Here is a 24,125-nt window from a genome sequence, read left to right as displayed (position 1 = left end):
GGTTATATTTCAATCTTATCAAAAAAAATATTCAACCGAGGGTTACTTTTTGCCTTCCCGCGGTATTAAACAGTACCAAAAACAATCAGGAAGCTTCCATCTATGCAACGGCTCATTGGCGGGGACATGATGCGCTCATGGGGTCACTTTATAAAATCGGCCGGACTTGTAAATAGCTACAAATTATTAATGAAATAAAATTTTAAAACAATGGCACGAACAAAAGCAACCGCAAATCCAATTTGGAAAGATTGGAGATTTATTATTGGAACCATCATTGCAATTTTAGCTATATTTTTTGGTAACGAACTTTATTCTGTTTGCAAGCCGCATTTTGAGGTTAACATTAAACCATTGGAAATTGTCGTGTTTCAGGGAGGCAGAAGCGAAACCAATGCATCAATAAAGAATGCTTCTATTCTGGGATTTGATTTCAAAAAACCTGTTAATCTTGAAACACAAGGACAGCAACAGGATATAAGGTTTACTTTTAGCCCTGAAGCTCCTACATTACCAGACTTTGATAGCAAGGTAATGATAGAAGTAGGTAGCAATGTTGCCCCGGGCAAGTATCAATTTACTTTAATTGGCACAGGTGAAAATGGTTTGGCCCACTCTTCAGTTTTTTTTATCACTGTAAAAACTCCTCCTTGTCCATCTCCTTATGTTATTAATGTTGAAGAATATTTTATTCCAAGTGGATTTATGTGTAACACAAATGATTTAAAAATGGATACAGAATGCAATTTAGCCCCGTATTCCGGAGAAACCTGCACGAAAATCGAATATTCAGCAAGAACTAAGGAACCGTGCCAAAACGATGGCTGGATAGGGGCAGGTATTTACTGGTTCTGTTATGGTTGCAAGTGGGGAGAGTCAAGGCCTGACCCAATTAAATACGATTTTTCATGTGCGAAAAGTTTAGTATTCATGGCAAAGGGCAATCACGGTGGAGAAAAGGCAGAATTCAAAGTCGGTGGTGTGACCGGAAAATATAGTGATAGTGTAAATCCTGCCAGAACAACTGGTGTCATCACGCTTACAGCTAATTGGCAGGAATACAGGATTGATTTTACAAGCGACGATAATTTAACCTCCATGATTGGTGGATTTTGTTGGGTAACTGATAGGGCCTGGAATCCTAATGGATGTACTATTTATTTGGATGATATAAAATTCATTGACAAATAGAATAAAACTGGAGAATTCGGATCAAATAGCCACGTTAGTGGCGGTATCTTTGTAGTAAGAACGTTTCCCTTTAAACACAGAGCCACGTTAGTGGCGAAATCTTGAGATGCCGCCACTAGCGTGGCTCATGTGTTCCAGTATCATAGATATTACTACAAAGATATCGCCACTCCGTGGCTGGGCGGTATATTAGCGGCCTTAACTTGCCACGAATGCACAAATCAAAACTAATAATACCTAATTAATAAGACTAAATGGCTCAAAACAATTAACCACGAATTAAAGACGAATAAAAAATTAAAACGAATGCACACGAATGCCTGAAAGCTTTGCTTTCAGCGGGTGCTCCGATTTAAGCACTGCCTAACTCATATCGTCATTGCGATGACCGGTTCCTACGCTTAAACCGAAGGTTTAAGCAATAGCCACGCTAGTGGCGGTATCTTTGTAGTATGAACGCTTCCTGTAAACACAGAGCCACGCTAGTGGCGAAATCATAAGATGCCGCCACTAGCGTGGCTCAAGCGTTCCAAAATCACAGCAATTACTACAAAGATATCGCCACTCCGTGGCTGGGCGGTATAAATCCGGTTGACTTTAGTCAACAAACAGTACGCCTCCGCTAAAGCAGATGTTATTCAACCACAAAGTTCACAAAGTGAAATCTTCACTAAGATCACAAAGTTTTAATCTTAGTCATTTTCTTTGTGATCTTTACTTGGTGTTCTTTGTGACGATCCCACTTCGTGTTCTTTGTGTTAAAATTCCTAATGCCAAAGGCATTACATAAAATTTTAGTGTTTATATTTCAAGCCTAACAAAAAAAAAATTTCAACCGAGGGTTACTTTTTGCCTTCCCGAGGTATTAAACAGTACCCAAAACATTCAATTGTTATTCCGAGGGTGTTAAAGTATGGCCAAAGGGGCGCTGAAAATGCGCCCTGTAAGGCCATTAAAAATCCATTTAGAAAGTATTAATTTCAAAATGTAATCATGAGCCTGATTATGCAGTATCTTTCGGTACCAAAAATGACACTGACAGTCAGTTCAAAGCGGTGTGATAGTGTTAGGAAATCTTACTGATTGCCACTGTGTATATCCGAACGGTAATATAAAACACATGTATTTAGTATTCCATATGATCTTGTTTAGCTAAGAACATTTCCTCGTAAAAAATTTGTATAATTTTTAAAACCTACTAAATTCCAAAAGGTGAATCGAAAATGAGTAATATAAAAGTAATTCATATTTCAGACATTCATTTTGAAAAAAATGAACCAGAAAATCAAGGACTTATTCTAAATTCTTTCTTTGATGATCTAAAAGAAAAAGAATCAAATCTAAATAAAGATAGTACATATTGCATTATTACTGGGGATCTTGTGAAAGCGGGTAGCAATGAAATTATTTATAATAGTTTTTATGATGCTTTCATTGTTCGTTTAGTTAAATTCGTTCATATTAAGAACATTTTTTGTTTACCAGGTAATCATGATTTAAACAGGAATATCGTTGAAAATAATCTTGATAGTCATAATGAAACGATTTCAAAAGAATATTCTGAATCAGAATTCAATGAATTTATCAAGTCAAACGATAATATTTTATTGAAAAAATTCATCCCATTTGAGAAATTTTGCAATGAGAAACTTGAATTACCACATTTTAATCTCTATGGCTATTCGGAAAACTTAGTACCTGAAATAAGCATTTTTTTGCTTAACAGTGCTCTCTGTTCATCTGGTGGATTTAACGGCATAATTGATAAAGGCAAGTTGAAAATTGAAACAACTTCCATAAATAAGTGGATAAGTGAAACTAGTGGAAGAAAAAAAGTCTTGCTTATGCATCACCCAATTGAACATTTATCAAATTGGGCACAAAATGAACTGAAATCGATGATCAAAAGAGATATAAATATTTTGATAAATGGTCATATTCATGATCAGGAGATTGTTACTAATTACAATGGGTCTATAAAAATATGTTCTCCCCAGCTTTTTTCTGATAAAAATGATACACTTGGATATTCAATTTTGACATTTAATGATACTGATTTGGTTAGAATAGAATATAGGCAATGGGTTAAAAAACAAAGGAAATTCATGGCTGGTAGAGATTTCTCAGGTACTGACTCTGGAATTTTAGAATTTGTAGTAGAGAACAAGATTACTTCAGACGATTTTATTACAAAAAGGCTAGAAACTGAATTTAATATTTCAATGAAATCTTATTCTCAGACTCCAGATTGGATTGAAAGGACATTAAGCACTTCACCTCCAAATTCCACTTTTATAAAAGATAAATGCGAAAAATTCGATTATATAAATATTTTAAATAATTCTCAAAATTATCAGATAATCGCCGCACCTCAATTTGGACTTACATGTTATGCAAGGTATTTATCACTAAAGTCATGGGAATTAAATAAAAAATTTTGGTTATATCTTGATTGCGAAGGTTGGAGTTTTTCCAAAGCTATTTCTGATATTGATAATGCTATTTTAAGTTATGAGGTTGATAGACAATATATAAGGTGCTTATTACTTGATAACTGGCGAAATTCAATGAAAGATGCATCGAAGATATTAGCAAAAGTAAAAAACATATTTCCAGAAATACCTTTTATTATTTTATCCAATTTTCACGATTCAATTATCATTGATGGATTAGACTCAGAGGAGAGCCATGAAGGTTTTAAACAACTTTATTTAAAAGAGCTAGATAGATCGGGGTTGAGAAAACTTGTAAAATATATTAACAACAAACAACATATTGCTGAAGAAAACAAAGTACTTGAAAGGCTAAATATTGATCTTATTGATTTAAATATTCATAGAACACCTATAAATTGTTTGCAAATTCTAATTGCTTTTATTAATAATTTTGAGAACAGACCTGTCAATCGATCGAAAGTTTTTACCTATATACTTAAAGTTATTTTTGAAAATCCAGGCAATTTATTTTATGGTAATGAATTGGACGAACAAAATTGCTCTTTTATAGTGGGTTATTTTTGTGAGTTTCTTTTAAGAAGAAATCTAGAAACCTTTACTGAAGACGAATTTTTTAGGGAAACTGTCCCATTTGCTAAGAAGAATTATAATTCTACAAATATTTCTGATCTTCTTGCTGTTTTAAAGAACACTCAAATTGTCGTAAATCACAATGGGAATTTACGTTTTAGATTTTCATATTGGATATATTACTTTGCTGCAAGTAGAATGAAAATTTCGGATGAGTTTGCAAATTATATGTTTGATATAAAACATTCAGTGTACTACCCCGAAATTATTGAATTTTATTCAGGAACAGATGGTGCTAGAGAAGATGTTGTAAAAAAGCTTATTTCTGAATTAGAGCGATTATCGGCAATTGTCCATGGGAAAATAGGATTAAAAGAAGACATTGACCCGTTTACGAATATCAAATGGTCATTGAATGAAACCAATAAGGGCATGACTCAAGATCAGTTAGAAGCTAGAGTAAAAAATTCCAGATTACCAGATGATATAAAAGATGTTATTGCAGATAATAATTATGACAGCATAAAACCATATCATCAAACAATTCATTCTTTCCTAGAGGATTATGATGTTAAGAACCTTATGGACTTAACAAGATCTGCATCGCGGGCATTAAGAAATAGCGAATTCATTTCATCAGTCTTAAAGGAAGAATTAGCCAAATCTATATTTCATGCATGGAATGAAGTTACGAGAGTTTTATTGTTAATTGCACCTATTCTAGCAAAAAATGGTTTTGGAGGAGTTGGAGGCGCTAGATTTCAATTAACTGATGATTTTCCGAAAGAGTATAGTGAATGTTTAAAGAAGATTGTTATAGCTATGCCCTTTAATATTATGAATTGGTATAAAGATGACTTTTTTTCTGATAAACTTATTCTATTATTAAACAAATATTTAATTGAATATCCTGATCCAAAAGTCAGGCATATAATTGCTTTAATAATCAGTTGTGAGAGGCCCGCAACATGGAAAGAATCAATTCAAATGTATATCGAAAGCATTGGAAAAAATTCCTATTATTTAGGTGATTTATTTACTATTTTATCGGATAATTATTCTACAAAATATATGATTCAACAAGAATTGAAACAAACAGAAATTTTGATTAAATCTTGCTGGGCAAAACATAATACAGGAAGTCCTTCTCCTGGAAAGGGTACTATAAGAAAAGTTTCTAATAGTATTTTACCAAAAAGAAATATCAAAGATTTAGAATAATGATTAAATACTAAATGAACCTTGCTTAAATACTGCTACCAACATGTGGTAGTTAGTTGCCGATGCAGTGCTTATTCGAGGCGCACAGTTCGTATTAAATAATTGTAACTTGATATGAAAGTGCTTCGAAATCGGAAACTAAAGATACCGCCAAGGTTGACAACAATTATACCAAAATTCAGACAAATGAGAAAATTTAGAAATTGGTGCAACAATAATCAAGGATTTATAGCTTTTTGGGCGTTTTTTCTATATGTGTTTGTAGAAATATTAAAACCGATAAAGCCAAAAATGCCTATGGTACTTCAGGAAATTTATGACATTTTCATTTTTAAGGTACATATACCAATTTTTGCTTTATTAATTTTATTGATCTTGATACTTATAATCTTCAAAAGCAAAATTGGAAGATGGAATTTTTTCTTTTTAAAATCCGTCCGTAACAAAGTAATTGATATAGTAAGTGATGAAACTACTCAATTTATAGGATCACCTTCATATCGTTTAGAAGCGAAAAGCTCTTTTGCATTTTCAGACAACGGTTATTGGAAGGGTTATGTCACTTTTCCTGAACTTTCATCTTCAAAATGGATTTGCCACACTAAATTAATTACTGATGAAGAAGCAACCAAAGGTGGTTCCTATTCTTTTGAGAAAGAGTTTCATATTGATTATAATATTGAACTAATTGAAGAAGCATTATTTAGTCTTGTTGTAGATGATTTGTGTCTCGTAGCTTTAAATTGTAATATAATTGGAAATTTTGCAGGATATTTAAAACTTAATCAGGTCAATATTAAAAATTTTATCAAAAAAGGTAGTAACAAGCTAAGATTTGATATTACAAATAATACTGGTTTGGTTTTAGATTCAGATCAATATAATAACTATATAAACAGAAAAGGTGAACTAAATCCTTATGGGATAAAGTATATTCTAAGAATAATTAATAAATAACTATTGCCTTCGGCCGATATTGTGCTCGAGGTTGCAGTCTTTTGGCTACCCTCTGCTAACTAGACAAATAATCGCTCAGAATCATGCAACTGTACATACCATGTCCTTATTGCAACATATATTATTATCATGAAAGACAGAGTAACAGAAATATCAATAAAGTATATTAATTCCATAAGAGAAAGACTTCATATAGAAACTAATGAATACGAACAACCTATATTCTTTCCTGGAAGAATTAATATTTTTTCATTAGAGCGTTTAAAAAAAGATATTGATGATATATACAATAGCTCATTACTTGATGATGCAATAACGGACACTGCTTCGTTTACTAGAGATAAGAAGTTAATACAAACAGTTGGATATGGTATGGTTAGCGATTTTCAAAAGTTAATAAAACTTGGTTTCTTAATTGGAGATAGAGTGGTTATTTGGGATTTTTTGTTTTCTCGGGCATTAAAGGACATTAAGGATGATTATAGGTATTTTGATTTTATAGGTGGCATAGCTTGTGATTTGTTATTATTGGAAAATGTTATTAAAGATGGTTCAATTGGAATACTTCCTCCACCAATTATGTGGTATCCCCAAACAAGAAATATTTTTCAAAATATTGAAATATCTAAATTGTCAAATGCTGATTTTGCTTTGATGTCAGTTTTAAGTATCGTTGATGATTTTTCCCTGCATCCATACACTTATTTTGACAAGGAGATTCCAAAATTTCCAAAAATTGATATTGACTATTACAATAAGGAGCAATTTCAACTACACAATTGTCTAGCTAAGCTATTTAATGATGGTCACTTTGCATTTTTAGATGGCATTTCAACCTCATCGTTTTATTCTGTTATAACACAAGAAAAAAAATTTGCAGAAAAACTTAGAGAACTTTTTAGTCCTAGGATTAATCAATCAAATGAGCAAAACGAAAGTAATTTTAATCAAATTATAGATGAACTTGAGAAACTGAAGAATGAGCGTAACAAAAGCTTAATAAGCCATAGCTTTATTCTCAATGGCGCAATTGTTTCTATGGTCAACTCTGCGGCCACTTTGATTTATGCAGGCTTAGCCCAAAAGAATCCTAATTTTCTATTAGCTATATCAGCCCTTTCCGGACCATTATTGGCGGTTATTGGTCGGTTTCTTTCTAAACCTTCAACGCCTATTTTAATACATGTTTTTAATAAGCTCGAAAAAATTTATGAAAAAGAACTTATCGAATCATATATAGCTAATTCATATCTTGGTAAATGATCTGAAATGTATACAATATTAATCTGATGCTTAAAGCGTATATACCCTTTGATGCTAGGCAGGTCGGAAAGGTTATCGGTACAATAAGTGCATATAAACACTCGGCTTTCCATTCGCCTTAAAGATACATCACAAATACTCCTCCCTCACCGGCGTAAATACATCAATAATTTCACCGGGTTCAATTATTTCAAGGGAATGCTCCATATTGGCAGGAATGGAGTATGAATCTCCGGCGGCCAGGATGTATTCATTATTATCAAATAGCAATTTGTATTTGCCTGAAATAACATACCCGCTTTGTTCATTGGGATGCTTATGAAACGGGGCAAAATCAGACTGTTTGAATAGCATCTTTGTTACCATGGACTCTTTGCCAATGGCCAGCACTTCAAAATTGACTCCAAGGAATTGCTTCTTCACGGCATCGCCTTTTTTCACAATGGTTTTAATCGGGTGGGGCATAGCAGCAGAAATTTATTTTCTCCATTAATAACTTACTTACTTTCATTTTTTTGCGGTTTTCGAAGCATTATAAAGGTATCAATTCCATTTTAATTACCATAATGTCGCACCGCTGGTGCTTGGAGTATGATAAGGCTGGCAAATATTCTACCATAATGTCGCACCGCTGGTGCTGTTCGTACCATAAAATTATAGCACAGCCAAGTTCAAAGCACCGTGGGCTGGCCATGACAAAACGAGGAGGGGCTGAAGCAGTGAATGTCGAAAGGCATGGAATTTCTTATAAACGAGCTTGTCGTCCGGTTATTAGAAATTCCTGTTTTAACCACCGTAGCCTTAGCGAAGGGGGGCCTTTCGGCAGAGCGGGCGGGGGTCGTTTTGTCTTGCCTTTTCTTGCTTCGTTCTTTTTGGCAAGAAAAAGAATGAAGTGGGGGTTAGGGGGCGAAGCCACCTACCGAATGTAATTACAGTAAAATATGAAGTGGTAATAGTAAAGATCATCATCTCTGGTATGAAAATGGTCTATGAAATAGATTTTGTTTTACCATAATGTCGCACCGCTGGTGCTTGGAGTATGGTAAGGCAACCAGATATTCTACCATAATGTCGCACCGCTGGTGCTTTGAGATATCCGATGGTCCGGTTCGAATAGAAGAAATTACTACCATGTTTAACAAGTACTTGCCAGCATGACACGCTAATTTTCTTGGAAACTTTACTCCAGCTGTTCAAATTATGATTATCTTGATAACCTATATTAAAATAAATAATAAGATTTGCGAATATGATTTTCAATAAAGAACCCATCATGAAAAATCTTATCATCATAACTCTCATATTGATTGGTATTGTCAGCTGTGAGAAAGAAAAATCAAAAAGTACCGGAATAATTATCAAAGGAAGAATTTCGCAAGGTTCCACGAAAAGTACAGAATCACTATCCGCATCAGATCTGCCACTTTCTGATGCAAAGAAAGTGCTTGTGGTAAATCTTAATAACGGAATGCTCAGATCTGAATTTATAGATATCGTCAATGGCGCATTTTCTGCAAGTGCCAGGTTGGGAACTGCCACATCATTTGTTTTCCTTGATACAAACAATACATACATCGGAACACTTTCAGCAAAAGGACTGAATTTGCTTCCGCTGAGCAATTTAGCGGATGGTGAAAATACTACAATCGATCTTGCTGACCTGACAATCATGGGGACAAGTGTTATCCCGTCACATGATCCCTTTGGTAATGAAATTATTATTAGTACTGATGAGATTAACAGGCTCAAAGAGATCGATGGATTTTTTGAATCACTTGCAAAAAACACTGATGCGAATAATGACGGAAAGCCTGACGTTCTTGATAAAAGGCAGCTATTTATTAAAACACGTTTCGGTGTAAAAGCGGCAAAATGGGGATTAAACAACACGCCTGCACTTCTGTCAGATATTGATACGGCAAATATAGATTATATGATCGAGTTACAAGGTGAAGAGGGATTCTCAAAACCTACACAGATATCTATGTTTGGACCAACCGGTAATCCTTATAATGATATCTATACATACTTCATTAATCCGGATGGCAATGGTGGTTTCTATTCAGGTATAAGAAGAACTATATATGGGAAATTGTTTGAAAAAGGGATATACTCAATAAATATTGATGACTATACCTGCACAATGGAATATTCGAATGATCAGGCGGGTCAGAATCAGATTTTTGTTCTGCCTACTTTGCATACGAATAATGATGGAAATGTTGTTTCTATTTCTCTTGAATACAAATTGCCAAATGGAACTTCTGTTGATCCGGTGAATATTCTGACTGACGTAAGTATTCAATTCACAGATGCTAACATGAATCAGTTCTATACTTCTCCGTACTTAAAAAATGAAGGAGCTGACCTCAATGGTTGTACTTGTGTATCAGGCGTATATTCATTTACTCCCGAAACTCCTATCAGCATTCCAAATTTAAAAAAGGTATCAGTATTTTATAATGATCTGCTGGGAAATACATATAGCATCGATTGGAGTGAGTTATAGAGAAGATACATGATCCAGATTCGTTCATGTTTACCCATTGGGCATCGCCTTTTTTCACAATGGTTGGCATATTTTAGGATTTATTTATATGAATACTTATCCTGGCTTACCGGAGTGGTTTTATTGAATTGCCTTTGAGGATTTTTAATGCCTGGTCAATGTACACATCCCGATCAGTCAATTCAGGCTCCATGCTATTTATTCTGTAATCCGGCTGAATGCCTTTTCCTTCCCACAACACTCCCTGGCAATCCGTCCAAACACCTATGGAATACGAGAAATGCCATCCGTTAGGGAGAATGGCATCGGTTGCATCTGAAAACGCTCCTGCTGTCGGTTCCCCGATGAACAGGATTTCCGGTTGATCTTTAAGTGCCAGGCAGAATGTTTCCGCTGCACTTATCGTGTAGCGGTTTATCAGCACTGCGATCTTTTTAAATCCGGATCCCTGTCTTGGATCGGTATGCCAGTACAAGGGCAGGGAATACCCGCTTTTATCCCTGCTATCCCTTATTTTCGAAACCTGGTAGCAGTGATTGGTTTTTACAAGGTAGTTGGCAACTAAAAGCGAAGACGAATCCGTACCTCCAATATTGTTCCGTATATCCACTACCAGGTATTGGCAACCGGAAATACTGTGCATTGCTTTATTCATTGCCGAATCACATTTTTTTACGTTCCCGTCAAACCAGTCGAGCGAAAGGTACCCGGTTACGCTGTCTATTTTTCCGGCTATTATATTGCAGGTTGGCGATGTAAAAGAATTCTTATCAAGATAGGTGCGTTCTATTGTCCCTGAATCCTTCAGTTTTTTCCTGGCACCGAAAATGGAATCCATCCTGGCGGTTAAGGCAATTTTACCTATTGAGTAATTATAAGCATAGTTGTCATTGTCAATCCATACATGTTTGTCTTTTAAATGCCCCGCTAACCTGCAAAGGGTGAAGAACAGCGTATCCGGTGAGGTCTCCTGGTTAATATACTGAGAATAATACATACATAACGAGTCCCAGTTTATGTTCTTATAAGGAAACAGTCCATAATGCTCATTCAGCGTTCTTACAAAATAGTTGTAATTGGTAACAGGATCGTTGTTTTGAGTGAATCCGTTTGCACTAATAAAAGTGGATAGCGCAATGATCCATGTTTTAATGTAATGGTTTAAAAACATGAATATTATATTTTCAGATATGACGACTGATTTATTGTAAGGTTACAAATCGGCCTTTATCTTGTCATACTTTATACCAATGGAATTATAATCGGATAAGGCAGGCATTTATTTTTCTCCATTAATGATTCTCTTTGCATTTTCATTTCCCGGATTCAGTTCCAGGGATTTTTTATAGGCTTTTATTCCTTCTTCTTTCTTACCCATTTTCATTAGACATTCACCCAAACTGTCAAACGCATTAAACGCATTCGGATACAATTCTGTGTTCAATATAAAGATTTGCAATGCTTCCTTTTCTTTATTGGAATTGAGCAATTCATAACCAAAATCATTGAGCCCGTTTTCAGCGGTGTTGTAAATTGAATTAATTCCTTTGCTGTTCTCTGATTTTATCAAATCTATGGTTTCACTTATTGAGCCGGATGTTGAATAAAATTCAGAAACCGGTACCAGGTTCAAAACACGTTCCTTTTCGCGTTGATCAGCCAGGGTTTCCACGTTATAATACCTGCGTTCTTCATCGGTTACCTGTGTAGTGTCAATGGTATACCGTTTCCATTTTTCGCCATTGTTTTTTATATACTGGGTTCCGTATATCTGCGGCTTATGCCTTCGCATTAAGTCCCTGTCAATCGCTGCAGCGAGCAACCATTTATTCATTGAAGGGTCCAATTCTATGGCTTTTCTCATATGTTTTACTGCCATAGTGGAAGCAATGGTATCGCTTCCGTGCTGAAAAATCATAGCAGAATTGTAATAGTCCTTACCTGTAATAATCAGTCCCTGGTTTATCATTTCATATACCCGTTTTTCCCTTTCTTTGTCCTGGTTAATTAAAACCGACCAGTCAATATTATTATTCATTCTTGAACGCTGGTCTTCATCATACATTCGTTGCAATTCAACATTGTCTGTCTGAGAAAATACATTCAACGGAAAGAAGATTAAGAAAAGTTTTATTACTTCTTTAATTCTAAAGAGTTTTTGGGATTGCATTTGTGTTTTATTTTTTGCGGATTTCCACTGTATTATAAAGATATCAATTCCTCGGAAAAATGTATTATTTAAGATCATTATCCCAGGAATGAATGTAAGGTCTATGAAATAGATTTTATTTACCATAATGTCGCACCTACGGTGCTTGGAGTATCACAAATACATAATTTCTACCATAATGTCGCACCTCTGATGCTTGGAGTATCGCAAATACATAAATTCTACCATAATGTCGCACCTCTGGTGCTGTTCGGAAATGATTGCAACCTAATTCGCATAGGGTAAACGCATACTGAATCTGTCCTATTCAAAAGGTCACCGGATGAACCGATATTTGATCCTCTTTATTCTTCTTTGTTTTTCATCATTGCTCAAATCGCAGTCCCTCAGAATTCATGAACAATATTTCATCATGAATTACAGCCAGGTCAGGGAAAGTATGAATTACGGATTTGTTTTCAATGGACCACAATTGCAATATGGCAGAAGCTGGCAATGGAATAAAGAATTTGTCCGGTATCAGCTGGAATCTCAGTTGGGAATCGGATTATTGTCAGAAAAGGGATCGTGTTATGATTTTCACCTGTCACCCATACATTTTAATTTCCTGGTTAACCTGGATCGTCAATTGGGAATAGGTCCCTGTTTTATTTCAGATTACAATTATGAATTTTATCCTGACCTGCAGGCCGGACACGGTTTCTGGTTTTCAACTTACAGCGCCGGCATATGCCTTGATTTTCGGAAATCATTTACAAAAAGAATTCTTTTCGTAAAATGCCAAAGCACCCTCTTCGGCTTTACTTCACGCACACCGGATGATTTTGATGCACTGTTTTTTGATATAGGTTTCAAGGACGCCATGAGAGATTTGCATAAGGACATGCGGCTCACTGCATTCAACGCATACCAGGTCATTCATATTGAAGCAGGCTTTACTTCGCTAAAAACGCAAAGGATTCATTTATCGTGCCTTGTGGATTATAAAAATTACAGGCCCGATCCTGACTGGACCCGCCTGGATATCGGGATAAAACTTACCATTCATTCAAAACCTGGCAGGTTATGAAATATTCAATCCTTTTATTGATGTTTTTTTCGGTGTTATCCTGCTTAAAAGAAGAAGAGTTCAAAAAGCCGTTTGTCAGCTACGAGCCGAAAGATTTACATGATGGATGGGATATATCAACACCTGAAGCGGAAGGGTTGAATGGTGAAAAACTCACCGGCATATATGAAGATTTTCATAACCGGAAGGACACCTGGCAGGTACGGAGTCTCCTGGTTTTCAGAAACGGTAAGCTGCTGGCTGAAAGTTATACCAAAGATGACCATGATATCACAAACCCCATCCTGGTTCAAAGTTGTACAAAACAGGTAATCAGTCTGCTTACCGGCATTGCCATTGAACACGGACTTTTTAACAGTGTAACCGATTCAATCAAAAGATACATCCCTGAAGTCAACCTTCATAAAGACAAAACCGGAATAACCATTCAGCATTTGCTGACCATGAAATCAGGAATTGATTTTCAGAATGAGGGTATGAAAGGAAACAACTTTGTGTTGCTTCAGCAGAAACCTTCCAGCCTCCTGGAATACATTCTTGATCTTCCTATGGCCGATAAACCCGGAACCAAAGCGATGTACAAGGACTGCGATGCCCATCTCATGGCTATCTGCATTCAAAAACAGGCCGGGCAAAAGACATCGGACTGGGCAAGGGAAGTGCTTTTTGATCCGCTGGCGATAAAATATCTGAAATGGGATTGCTATCGCGACGGGTACACTCTTGGCGGCCATGGTATATTTACAACTCCCCGGGAACTGGGCAAATTCGGTCAACTGGTGCTCGACAGCGGCTCATACAAAGGTCAGCAGATTGTATCCCGCGAATGGATCAGGGAAATGACCCAGGTACGGGAGCAGAATGTGTATGGCACCCAGTTTGGCTATTTCTGGAGGCTGGATGCAAGGCGCAATTGGGTAATGATGATGGGACACGGCGGACAGCTGGTTTGCATTGTTCCGGAGAAGACGCTGATTGTTGTAATTATTGCAGAACCCCTTATCCAGGGAGAATATCAATTGTCATTCAGCTATAATTTTGGTGTGGTGGAACACATCATTTCAATCTGCAACTGAAAAATATTTGTAAAAAATAATTGACATAATGTAAAATAAACATTACATTTGTACAATTATACTTTACATATGGAACTAGGCAATACGATCCGTAAATGTCGGTTTGAGCATAACGAAATGTCACAGGAAGAATTGGCCAACGAAATCGGAGTTACCCGCCAAACGATTTATGCTATTGAGAAAGGTAAATTTATTCCTTCTGCCTTGCTGGCTTTTAAAATTGCCCGGTTTTTTGGTAAAAACGTCGAAGAAGTATTCTATATCAAGAATATACCTGAGTAACCCTATTCTATTTTACAACCATGGAAACAGAATCAAAGCATCCAAAAAGCCCCTTGTTGTCGGGTGTTTTATCCGTCACTGTCGTGCTTCTGTTCATATGTATGGCCGGTCAATGTTATAATTTTTTCATCCTTAAAAATCTTAAAGCAAAAACGCCCGCGATAGAAACCTGGTACAATCCGTTACGAGAGGAATTCTTTGCGCAGTTGCTGCTCTGCATGGCTGTCTGGATTTCTGCCTACCTGATTTATAAACGGACATTGAAATCCAGGATTGCCGGGATTCTTCTCTCCATAATTGGAACTGTTGCATTTTGTGGTTTCCTCGTGCAGGGTATCCTTATGAACGAATATTACGAAGAGTTTTATTTGGGAGGCTACAATGCGGACTTTGAGTGGAAGTATACCCACAGTTTCATGATCGTTAACCTGATATTCTGCATCAGTGCAATGGTTTTTGTTATTCGGGGCATGCGAAATCTAAAGTATGCAGTAAGCACGGATTCACAATCAAATGAATATATTTTCGAAATTACCCAGTACATCGGTATCATAAGCGGTGTAATCGGTCTGATGTTTACCTGGTATGCTTATAAATACCTGAGCTTTTACAGTCATAAATTATCTCCCTCTTATGTAAACTGGGTATTTATGTGCTGCCTGATTTTTATGTTCCCCTATCTGTCCATGATTCTTTTCTGGATTATCAGGCTTGCCTGTAAAAAGGACAGGTCGGTTTATGATGAAAAACAGAAAAGCGACCTGGCAAAGGCAGGTTTATATACATGGTTATTTTCCATCCCTGTAATGTCGTTTTTTATGTTCATGAATATTCATCAGGTAAATATCGTTACAGGTGTCCTTGCATTCCCTGTTTATGTATTCACGACCCTTTTGATTTTTTCGATATTTGTTTTATTGAACTTTAAACGAGCCTAATTAAGTCATGAAAACAAAACCTGTCTTTTTATTACGGCTTACTGTTGTCTTATGCATCATAAGCCTTATCTGGCTGGGATACAATACGTATATGTACCTTGATTTTCCCAAATTTATTATGAGGGACGATACACTGATGTGGATTGCCATATATGGGCTGATTCTCTTTTTCTTCAGCCACCTCGTCATCATCTTTTCTGCTGTCAACAGTTTCCGAAATTCAAAATCGCTTACCTCAGCAGAGATCATCCTGATAGTTTTTGGTATACTTTCATTTGTGGTGCTCATGGCTGGCTTTATTCTGATGAATGAGATTGAAGACGATATAACTAACGGATATCCGTATATGGGATTAATAAGGATAGTATGGATTTCTCATTTTATCAATGTCTCATTTTTTCTGTATGCTTTATTCTATTTCATTCGGTTGCTCAGGCTGGGACAAGAATACAGTGCACCGAAAAGTGTTTCAAGGGAGCAACTTTTTGTTGCGTTAAATATGATCGGGATAGTGTGTAGCCTTTGGTGCATGCTGATTGTTTTTGTACAATTTTCGCAGTTCAGGCACATGCAGTTGGAATTGCATTTTAATAACCATTTACGTCCGGCCGGACTTTTGCCCTATCTTTTTGTATTACTTCCCTATATTTCCGTTTTACTGTTATGGCTTGTTCGTTACATACACGATAAAAGGGCCGGGTGGTTTGATGAGAAACAGAAAAGAGATATTTATGCCTCAGGTATGTCGGCGTTATTAGTTGGCCTGCCCATCATTGTGGTTCCGGTTATTTACTGCTATTTCCATTTCGGCAAAGTTTTTTTTCAATTGAATTTTGCCGGAACCATATCAGTGCTCTGGATGATGTTCTACCTGTTTATGATCCTGCTTAGCTTCTCATGCTTTTCTATTTATAATTTCAGGCGGAATTAATACATGCCTGGGGTTTAAGAGGGCGGGGCGTTATTTTTAAATGCAGATCAATATGTCCGTAATCGGACATATATCGTCCGAAAATAAACAAAACTGTGTAATTTAAAAAGCATTAAATGTTCTAAAAATCAGATAGATATATGTAATGGCACGTTTTATGGTCGATTTTTTACATTAATAAAATGGAGGACCTGGCCATGAAAAAAACTTTAATTTTTTCAACTGTTCTTTTCTTATGTGTTACCGGTTTTGCCAACACCCTGGGTACCAACTGGCTCGAAACCGATGATGGGAAAATCGATTGTAAGCAGATTAACCTCGGAATTACCAAAGCCACAGTCATTCTTGAAGACGGAAAAACTGTAGATTACAGTTACAATGACATCAATTCCTTTTCAAAGGATGGAAAGATTTACACCAAACTCTTATTGTATGAAGACAATAAGCCGACGGACCAGAAGGTTTTCATGGAATTCAAGAAAACCTGGAATGACCTCACTCTCTACAAGCTTACCTTAAAAAGTATGGATTGGACGGGAGAAACAGCCCGGTACTATTTGTACAAGGGAACTTCCTATTACCTGCAACTGGATGAACGGGGATTGCAGAACACATGCAAGGAATTCGGCATTACTTATAGTTCGCTATAGAAATGTTGTTATAGTAGTCCGTTCATGTAAAGAAGGCGTCCTCTCTGCAGGTCGCCTTTTTATTTTATGCACCTGTAATAAAGGCATTATCTCATTTGTAAAAACAAAAATTGAAACCAATGAATTACCAATTCAAAACAATTCTTTCCATATTTTGCCTCTTTAATATCTATTTGGTATGCATGGGCCAAAATACTACGGCATGGAATAATGAAAAAGAGATTAAATATCTTGAAAACAGGGAGGATTCTACCACCTGGAATCAGGAACTATTGACCAGGGACCTGGACAGAAACCGGGAAACAAAATCCGAACCGATTACTTACGGGGCCTTTCCGGTTCCCAAATATGAACTTTTAGGTCAGAATTCATTCAAAGGCATTGGGAGCGGAGGAAACCTGATACAAGGAATAAAAACCAATGGTAAAACACTCTTATATTCCTACTTTCTTGTAAATAGCAATACGTTAAATGAGCAATATTTAGGTAACAAAGAAAATGAGATTTTCTTTGTTATTGTTGTACTGACTGATTTTGTGGATAGCGTTAATTTTACACATGCCGGTGTTCAGATTATTTCAAGAAATAACCCGGATTATATAGGACAGGGTTTCTTTAAGACAAAAAAAGACCAGATAGATTATGTAGCTTTTCTGACGGCATTCAGGGAAGAATTTGCCATTATTAATATGCGACTCTTCAATTTAAAATATGGAAGAACCATATTGATAGCTCCTCAAACTGACGGCTCTGTAAGATCAAAACAAATCAAAGGTCCTGTTTTAACAGAATCTGAAGTTGATGAATACATCCGAACCCTGCTGAAACAGGACTCAATAAAGAACTTTTTTACTACAGAAGGAAACATTTAAAACAATTTCCGACACGCAGCTGCGGTATATGAGAATTAACGGGTCGATCCCCGCGTTGCTTTCTGGTGGGTGGTGTGGCATATCTCGTAGCCCGATCTAATATCCCAGGGCATCCATTAATTTCTCATTGAGTTTCCTGTTTTTCCCGATATAGGGATGACAATGAATATGGATAGCCGGATTAAAGTTTAGTTCTATGATGGCATAATTATCTTCAGTTGCCTCAAGAGTATAATCCTTTATAATCATATCCAGTCCCGTTATCTTAACTTTCAGCGCCCGGGCTGCTTTAACCGCAATCTTTTTATACGATTCTGGTATTTCATCAGTATAATCAATGCTGTCACCTCCTGTGCTTATATTTGAATTCTCGCGCAGAAAAACTGTCTCATTGATTGCAGGAATGTAATCAAAATCCTTCTGCTGCAAAGCCAGGAACATAGTTTCTGCTTCACCAAGCTGAATCTTTTCCAATGGAGTTACATATCCTTTGCCCCTTAACGGATCCAGGTTTTTAAGGCCTACAAGTTCGCGAATGGTCGATTTTCCATCCCCCTTAACATTGGCCGGTACACGATGCAAGATACCCACCACCTCGTCATTGATAACAAAGATTCTGAATTCTTTGCCCCCGATGAATTCTTCAATGAGTATGGTATTGTCCTTCTCAAAAGCAATGTCGACGGCCCTGTTATATACTTCCTGATCCTGGTTTTTCTTCAGAATAGTGATCCCGATTCCGAAATTGGTCTGGTTGGGTTTTACCACTATCGCTCTTCCCCGGTAATAACTGAAATCGGCTTTTGCTTTGCCGGCATCCGTGTAAGCATTTCCTTCGGGCGTCCTCACTCCATTCTCCTGCAGAATCTGTTTTGTGATCATTTTATTCTCCATGGCCAATATGCTGGCATAGTCATCAAGTGAAGTTTTCGTTGCCTGTTTTACATATTGAATATGATCACCCTTTCTGAATCGGACAAAGTTTTCCTTCAGGTCAAGAATTTCAAAATTTACACCTCTTTTGATTCCCTCCCGCAACAAGAGCTGCGTTGATAATTCAAGGCCGGTAAATCCTGAAAATGTATAACTGTGGTTTTTACTATCATCAAGGTATTTTGCCGCCAGTTGTAAATGAAACGGGATATAACCTATTTTCAATATACCTTCCAGCACATCAAATACAGGCCTCTTTCCAGGATTGCAGGCCAGGTTATACGCGGTGTCAATTGCATTGAAATAATTGGCATCAGTGATGTGTGCATTCCCGAATGTTGTCCGGATCGATTGGATCAGCAATTTCGCATCTGCCCAACTATCAATTGACTTTCCGTTTTGCTCATGTATGATTAAAGAAGGATCAAGTCCGTAAAGCGAAACCTTGCCATACTGTAAATTTGCCAACGCCTGGGCTGGTTTGTCAAATTCGCCGGGTTCATCGGTTAAAATTCCAAACAAGGTAAGTGCATGCAAAAACCGAAGCGCTTCTTCTTTGATCCCGGTCCTTTCTAAAGGATCAATATCCACAAACCTGATTTCGATATAAGAAATATGGGAATCATTACCGGTAAATTTTGGACGGACCGGTGCATACAATTCCTTTGGCGAGGCAAGCTTTCCTTCTGAAATCATCCGTTCCACACTTTTTAAGTAATCCGGAACCGTTGAATAATCGGGATACAGGGTGCCCAGATTCTGATAGCCGAAGCAGCTGTTCCGGATGGAAAGTCCGATGACATGATGGTCAACTTTGCCCGGATCAAGTTTACAGGAAAGCTCCATGGATGCATCAACAACCGGGCTGTTTCCGTAAAGAAGCACATATAACCATCGATACCTCAGCAATTGCCGGATGGCTTTTAAATATATCATATCTTTAAATTCATCCGGTGAAACATCAGAATGGCTGTTTTTATAGAGCATATCCAGCAACCTGTCGCTTAATGAGAAATTGAAATGAATTCCGGAAAACATCTGGTTCTTCGGACCATATTTTCGGGCAAGAAATTCCCTGTATGCCTGTGCTTCCTTCCCTTCTTCATCATACCGGGCAACAGGTATTTTCTCACTATCCGGTAAAACCGGCGGGATGCTCTGGGGCCATAAGTATTCTTCATTCAGTTCAACGCTCACAATATCATGAATGGTTTGAAGAAATCCCATCACCTGATGAATATCCGGCAAAGGCGGGGTTCTCATTTCAATCTGACTTTCAGAAAAATCCGTACTAATAAAAGGATGCTTTAACTTATCGCCAAAAACTTTTGGATGTGGTGTAAGTGCCAGGTTTCCCATCGGATCGACCCGTAAATTTTCTTTTTCTATACCGAATAATCCTTCCAGCCAACTATTTCCCTTAACCTGTGAAACCGATAATTGGAGATCATCAGCTATTATTGAATTTTCGGTTTTTTGCATTTCAGTTTTAATTTTTTTCGGACTTCGGATTAGTGGATCCGCTGTGCAGCAGTTTGGTTTCATATGAGAAAGATTGTTGATTCCTGATAAAATATTTAAAAAGGAAAATGAATAATGCGACAAGAATAATTCCTTTGGCCATGCTGCTGATGCTGATGCTCCACCACACAGAGGACAGGGAGTGACGCCAGAAATGAATAAAGGCAAGGGCCATGGGAATTCTTAATAAGGTCAATGTTATTCCTGTAATGGCGGGAATGTTAGTTTTTCCCCAGCCAAAGAAAGCGCCGGTGGCCATCAGCTCAAGGCACATGAATAATTGGGAATACCCCAGAATTACAAGATATTCACGACCCATGGAAAGGCTTTTTGCATCGTTCAGAAATAGTGAAAACAAGGTCCCTGGGAAAGCGATCAGGATCATTGAAGTAAAGAGTCCGATTATTACTGCCAACACCATCCCGGCACAAAACACCCTCCATTGCTTGTCAAAATTTCGGGCTCCATAAGCTTTCCCTGAGATTGAAGACAGGGCGGACATAAAACCTCCGGCTGTCATATAGGAGATGGCTTCAATTTGTATGCCTACTTTTTGAACGGCTATGGCGGCCGGGCCCCATCCGCTGATTATCCGGGCCATGCTTATGGCAATGATTGTAAAAGATACCCGTTGTATGGTAGGACTGATTCCCAGCATGAAGATTTTTTTCAGGAGGTCATTCCTAAAAGCCACACCTCGCGGGTTTAATTCAGGCCTTTGGAAAAGCTTTCGGTAAAAAAGAACGGTGGCGACGGCCTGGGATAAAACGGTACCTATGGCAGCACCTTTTATTCCCAATCCGGCAATAAAAATTAATACAGGATCAAGAATCATATTCAATACCACCGCGGTTGAATTGATTCGAAACGATGTTTTGCTGTCTCCATAACCAATGAAGACGCTGGTAAAGAACAAATTCTGAAAGTTGAACAGGATATTTAACCCGATTATTACCAGGTATTCCGCAGCAGAATCTTCAATTTGGGGATTATTCAGCCCGATGACATGAATCAGGTGCTTTGAGGCAGCAACCAGGATGAGATAATAGAAGACGGCAATCAGAATAATTACCTGGAGTCCGCTCCTTACATAACTTCGCGAGAGCTGGATATTTTTTTCACCTATTGAATGGGATACTTTAATGCCGGCACCTACTGTCAGAAGCGAAGAAATTCCCCAGCTTAAATTCATAAAGAATCCGGCAGAACCAACCGCAGCAACAGCATCACTTCCAAGCCGGCCAACAAATATCATATTGATAAAATTATAGGCCATCGACATGAATGAAGTGGCTATGACCGGCAGAGCCAATTGAACCAACTGTTTCAGGCTGGTATTAATCCGGTAATCACTTGAATACATTACCTGTTTAGTTAATCTGCAGATCCTTTTGTTCGCAATTCGATCATGCGGTTAATCACAAGGGTCATCAGCCGGATTAATTCGCCGGTTTCCTTGTCAGACAGCACTTCAAGAGTCTTTTCAAAATACCTGTCGTTTGAACAGTTAATGGTGTGACAAATGTTTTCCCCCGATTCCGTTAGCTGAAGTGTTGCCATGCGCCTGTTTTCGGCTGGAATGGACCGGTTAACGAGGCCGATATTCACAAGCCCGTCCACGGTCCTGCTTATAGTGCTTTTATCAAGGCCTAATGTTTTAGATAGTTCAGTAAGCGATTCTTTGCCTTTGTCCTCAATCTCCAATAGCGTGTGGCACTGGGCAAGGGTCACCCCGTTACAACACGACTCGCTGTTCTGCATGAATAACTCCCTTTCGAAGCGGCGCAGGAGCCTTCTGAATTCTTTAACCGGCTGGTTATCTGATTGTGACATAAAATTAAGTTGTATTTTAAAACAGTTGCAATATACAACTAAATTTTATGAAAAAATGAAATTTCGGGGATTTTCTTCTAACTGCAATGAATATCCATTCCTCGGAAAAATGCTATTTTTAGAATTCAAAATCACAAGTATGAAAAAGGCTTTCAAAGTTTTGATGTTACTGGTTTTTCTTTGTGCAAGTGCTATCATTTCAGCCGCACCTTCCTGTAAAATCCTTGTGTTGACCGAGCGGGGAGGGCAGCATGGCGGGTTTACCGATGCGGCGCTGAAATGGCTTACGGAGAAATCAAAAGAACTGAATGTTGAGTTTACTGAAATCAATGCTACAAAGGAAATAAATGACGAATACCTCTCGGGGTTTAAACTGATCATCCAATTGGATTACCCTCCTTATTCATGGACCAGGGACGCCGAAAAAGCTTTTATCCGTTACATTGATGAAGGACGCGGAGGATGGATTGGTTTTCACCATGCCACACTGCTCGGAGAGTTTGATGGCTACCCCATGTGGCACTGGTTCTCCGATTTTATGGGAGGAATCCGCTTCGATAATTATATTGCTGCCAAAGCCGATGGGGTAGTCAGGATTGAAGATGCAACACATCCTGTGATGAAAGGCGTCAGCGCGTCGTTTACAATCCCTGATGACGAATGGTACACCTTTGACCGGAGTCCCCGACCCAATGTGCATGTACTGGCCAATGTGGACGAATCGACGTACACACCGGCATCCGGTATCAAAATGGGTGATCACCCTGTCATCTGGACGAATCCCCATAAAGCCGCAAGGAATGTGTATTTCTTAATGGGACATAGCCAGAAGCTTTTCGAATCCAAAGATTTTTCGCTCATGTTTTCCAATGCCATTCGATGGGCATCTGCCGGTGACCCTGACAATATTCCCTATTCTGCGAATTACGCCAGCGCCCCGAGGTTCAAAGCCCTGGTGTATTACAGTGAAGAGGTCGAAGAGGCCCATCGTATTTTTGCCGAACAGGGTGTTGAATTTTTCCACAGGCTGAGCTATGGTGAGGGTTATAATCTGGATGTGACAAAAACCCTTGCAGGTTATACATATGAAAAGCTAAAAGAATATGATATCGTTGTGATGCTGAACAATGCACCTTCGGCACAGGAAGAGCGTGATGCCTTTCAGCAATACATGGAAAACGGCGGAGGATGGATGGGATTTCACGCAGCCGCTTACAACGACAAGGATACTCACTGGCCATGGTTTGTCAATTTCATGGGCGGAGGCGTTTTTTATTGCAACAACTGGCCACCGCAACCGGCCAAGCTGAGTATGGATAATGGCACACATCCGGTCACCAAAAATTTGCCGGGCTCGTTTATAGCCCCCGAAAGTGAATGGTACCAGTGGGATCCGAGTCCCAGGAAGAACCCGGATGTGGAAGTACTGCTTTCCTTGTCACCCGACAATTATCCGATAGGCATTAAGGATGTAGTGAGTTTCGGTGATTGGCCTGTCGTGTGGACGAACCGGAATTACCGGATGATTTACCTGAACATGGGGCATGGAGATGACGAATTTACCGATGCCACACAGAAACTGTTGTTTGTAAATGCTTTCCGGTGGGTGGTGAGCAGGAATAAAAATGGGAATCCGTTTCTGAGGTAACACCGAATAGCCATCTTTGCTCTGTGAAACTCAGT

19 protein-coding genes are annotated in these 24,125 nt (G+C 38.0%); 13 read left to right on the top strand and 6 right to left on the bottom strand.

Annotation, left to right across the window (positions count from 1 at the left end; genetic code table 11):
* The first annotated feature begins 210 nt into the window (after window positions 1–210).
* The 4 genes from VK179_20305 to VK179_20290 all read left to right on the top strand — a co-directional run bounded on the left by VK179_20305 (window position 211) and on the right by VK179_20290 (window position 7,658).
* Complete coding sequence (locus VK179_20305) at window positions 211–1,191, top strand: hypothetical protein (GenBank protein HLO61104.1); 981 nt, start codon at window positions 211–213, stop codon at window positions 1,189–1,191.
* 1,223 nt (window positions 1,192–2,414) lie between these two features.
* Complete coding sequence (locus VK179_20300) at window positions 2,415–5,438, top strand: metallophosphoesterase (GenBank protein HLO61103.1); 3,024 nt, start codon at window positions 2,415–2,417, stop codon at window positions 5,436–5,438.
* Window positions 5,439–5,624: 186 nt separating this feature from the next.
* Window positions 5,625–6,395 (top strand): hypothetical protein, encoded by a 771-nt coding sequence (locus VK179_20295; GenBank protein HLO61102.1) that lies wholly within the window; start codon window positions 5,625–5,627, stop codon window positions 6,393–6,395.
* 129 nt (window positions 6,396–6,524) lie between these two features.
* Complete coding sequence (locus tag VK179_20290) at window positions 6,525–7,658, top strand: hypothetical protein (GenBank protein HLO61101.1); 1,134 nt, start codon at window positions 6,525–6,527, stop codon at window positions 7,656–7,658.
* Between the two features lie 129 nt (window positions 7,659–7,787).
* On the opposite strand, the gene VK179_20285 is transcribed toward VK179_20290, so the two are convergent.
* Window positions 7,788–8,123 carry a cupin domain-containing protein gene (locus VK179_20285; GenBank protein ID HLO61100.1) on the bottom strand — a complete coding sequence of 112 codons (336 nt, stop codon included), beginning with the start codon at window positions 8,121–8,123 and terminating at the stop codon, window positions 7,788–7,790.
* Between the two features lie 808 nt (window positions 8,124–8,931).
* On the opposite strand from VK179_20285, the gene VK179_20280 reads away from it, so the two are divergent.
* The gene (locus tag VK179_20280; GenBank protein HLO61099.1) at window positions 8,932–10,167 is read left to right on the top strand and encodes a hypothetical protein; all 1,236 of its coding nucleotides are present in this window, start codon (window positions 8,932–8,934) and stop codon (window positions 10,165–10,167) included.
* A 106-nt stretch (window positions 10,168–10,273) separates the two neighbouring features.
* Here the strand turns inward: VK179_20280 and VK179_20275 are convergent, their stop codons facing one another.
* Window positions 10,274–11,338: a S41 family peptidase gene (locus VK179_20275; GenBank protein HLO61098.1), complete on the bottom strand. Its 1,065-nt coding sequence runs from the start codon at window positions 11,336–11,338 to the stop codon at window positions 10,274–10,276.
* Between the two features lie 108 nt (window positions 11,339–11,446).
* Window positions 11,447–12,274, bottom strand: a complete 828-nt coding sequence (locus VK179_20270) for a tetratricopeptide repeat protein (GenBank protein HLO61097.1) — start codon at window positions 12,272–12,274, stop codon at window positions 11,447–11,449.
* A 385-nt stretch (window positions 12,275–12,659) separates the two neighbouring features.
* On the opposite strand from VK179_20270, the gene VK179_20265 reads away from it, so the two are divergent.
* The 7 genes from VK179_20265 (at window position 12,660) to VK179_20235 (ending at window position 18,155) form a co-directional block, all read left to right on the top strand.
* Window positions 12,660–13,406, top strand: a complete 747-nt coding sequence (locus tag VK179_20265; protein HLO61096.1) for a hypothetical protein — start codon at window positions 12,660–12,662, stop codon at window positions 13,404–13,406.
* Window positions 13,403–14,482 (top strand): serine hydrolase, encoded by a 1,080-nt coding sequence (locus VK179_20260; protein HLO61095.1) that lies wholly within the window; start codon window positions 13,403–13,405, stop codon window positions 14,480–14,482. Before VK179_20265 ends, VK179_20260 begins: the two co-directional genes overlap by 4 nt.
* Before the next feature lie 69 nt (window positions 14,483–14,551).
* A complete protein-coding gene (locus VK179_20255; protein ID HLO61094.1) occupies window positions 14,552–14,764 on the top strand; it encodes a helix-turn-helix transcriptional regulator in 213 nt (70 codons plus the stop codon).
* A gap of 20 nt (window positions 14,765–14,784) precedes the next feature.
* Window positions 14,785–15,702 (top strand): hypothetical protein, encoded by a 918-nt coding sequence (locus VK179_20250; protein HLO61093.1) that lies wholly within the window; start codon window positions 14,785–14,787, stop codon window positions 15,700–15,702.
* A gap of 7 nt (window positions 15,703–15,709) precedes the next feature.
* Window positions 15,710–16,633: a hypothetical protein gene (locus VK179_20245; GenBank protein HLO61092.1), complete on the top strand. Its 924-nt coding sequence runs from the start codon at window positions 15,710–15,712 to the stop codon at window positions 16,631–16,633.
* A 197-nt stretch (window positions 16,634–16,830) separates the two neighbouring features.
* Window positions 16,831–17,283, top strand: a complete 453-nt coding sequence (locus VK179_20240; protein ID HLO61091.1) for a hypothetical protein — start codon at window positions 16,831–16,833, stop codon at window positions 17,281–17,283.
* Window positions 17,284–17,402: 119 nt separating this feature from the next.
* Window positions 17,403–18,155 carry a hypothetical protein gene (locus VK179_20235; protein ID HLO61090.1) on the top strand — a complete coding sequence of 251 codons (753 nt, stop codon included), beginning with the start codon at window positions 17,403–17,405 and terminating at the stop codon, window positions 18,153–18,155.
* Between the two features lie 96 nt (window positions 18,156–18,251).
* Here the strand turns inward: VK179_20235 and gshAB are convergent, their stop codons facing one another.
* From gshAB to VK179_20220, 3 genes are read right to left on the bottom strand one after another with little or no spacing between them, the layout of a single operon-like run.
* Window positions 18,252–20,570, bottom strand: coding sequence for a bifunctional glutamate--cysteine ligase GshA/glutathione synthetase GshB (gene gshAB / locus VK179_20230; protein ID HLO61089.1), 2,319 nt, complete (start codon window positions 20,568–20,570; stop codon window positions 18,252–18,254).
* Between the two features lie 7 nt (window positions 20,571–20,577).
* Entirely contained in the window at window positions 20,578–21,972 is a 1,395-nt protein-coding gene (locus VK179_20225; protein ID HLO61088.1) for an MATE family efflux transporter, read from the bottom strand.
* An 11-nt stretch (window positions 21,973–21,983) separates the two neighbouring features.
* Window positions 21,984–22,442, bottom strand: coding sequence for a MarR family winged helix-turn-helix transcriptional regulator (locus tag VK179_20220; protein HLO61087.1), 459 nt, complete (start codon window positions 22,440–22,442; stop codon window positions 21,984–21,986).
* Between the two features lie 139 nt (window positions 22,443–22,581).
* Between VK179_20220 and VK179_20215 the strand changes: the two genes are divergently transcribed.
* The gene (locus tag VK179_20215; GenBank protein HLO61086.1) at window positions 22,582–24,090 is read left to right on the top strand and encodes a ThuA domain-containing protein; all 1,509 of its coding nucleotides are present in this window, start codon (window positions 22,582–22,584) and stop codon (window positions 24,088–24,090) included.
* Window positions 24,091–24,125: the final 35 nt, after the last annotated feature.

The sequence above is a fragment of the Bacteroidales bacterium genome (genome assembly GCA_035299085.1).
Lineage (GTDB): Bacteria > Bacteroidota > Bacteroidia > Bacteroidales > UBA10428 > UBA5072.
This window is presented reverse-complemented; position numbering and strand designations above follow the sequence as displayed.

Coding starts and splice junctions, on each gene's coding strand:
- VK179_20280 (HLO61099.1), top strand. CDS start 8,932: ATGAAAAATCTTATCATCATAACTCTCATATTGATTGGTATTGTCAGC.
- VK179_20235 (HLO61090.1), top strand. CDS start 17,403: ATGAATTACCAATTCAAAACAATTCTTTCCATATTTTGCCTCTTTAAT.
- VK179_20245 (HLO61092.1), top strand. CDS start 15,710: ATGAAAACAAAACCTGTCTTTTTATTACGGCTTACTGTTGTCTTATGC.
- VK179_20300 (HLO61103.1), top strand. CDS start 2,415: ATGAGTAATATAAAAGTAATTCATATTTCAGACATTCATTTTGAAAAA.
- VK179_20225 (HLO61088.1), bottom strand. CDS start 21,972: ATGTATTCAAGTGATTACCGGATTAATACCAGCCTGAAACAGTTGGTT.
- gshAB (HLO61089.1), bottom strand. CDS start 20,570: ATGCAAAAAACCGAAAATTCAATAATAGCTGATGATCTCCAATTATCG.
- VK179_20240 (HLO61091.1), top strand. CDS start 16,831: ATGAAAAAAACTTTAATTTTTTCAACTGTTCTTTTCTTATGTGTTACC.
- VK179_20275 (HLO61098.1), bottom strand. CDS start 11,338: ATGTTTTTAAACCATTACATTAAAACATGGATCATTGCGCTATCCACT.
- VK179_20220 (HLO61087.1), bottom strand. CDS start 22,442: ATGTCACAATCAGATAACCAGCCGGTTAAAGAATTCAGAAGGCTCCTG.
- VK179_20265 (HLO61096.1), top strand. CDS start 12,660: ATGAACCGATATTTGATCCTCTTTATTCTTCTTTGTTTTTCATCATTG.
- VK179_20250 (HLO61093.1), top strand. CDS start 14,785: ATGGAAACAGAATCAAAGCATCCAAAAAGCCCCTTGTTGTCGGGTGTT.
- VK179_20290 (HLO61101.1), top strand. CDS start 6,525: ATGAAAGACAGAGTAACAGAAATATCAATAAAGTATATTAATTCCATA.
- VK179_20295 (HLO61102.1), top strand. CDS start 5,625: ATGAGAAAATTTAGAAATTGGTGCAACAATAATCAAGGATTTATAGCT.
- VK179_20285 (HLO61100.1), bottom strand. CDS start 8,123: ATGCCCCACCCGATTAAAACCATTGTGAAAAAAGGCGATGCCGTGAAG.
- VK179_20215 (HLO61086.1), top strand. CDS start 22,582: ATGAAAAAGGCTTTCAAAGTTTTGATGTTACTGGTTTTTCTTTGTGCA.
- VK179_20255 (HLO61094.1), top strand. CDS start 14,552: ATGGAACTAGGCAATACGATCCGTAAATGTCGGTTTGAGCATAACGAA.
- VK179_20305 (HLO61104.1), top strand. CDS start 211: ATGGCACGAACAAAAGCAACCGCAAATCCAATTTGGAAAGATTGGAGA.
- VK179_20260 (HLO61095.1), top strand. CDS start 13,403: ATGAAATATTCAATCCTTTTATTGATGTTTTTTTCGGTGTTATCCTGC.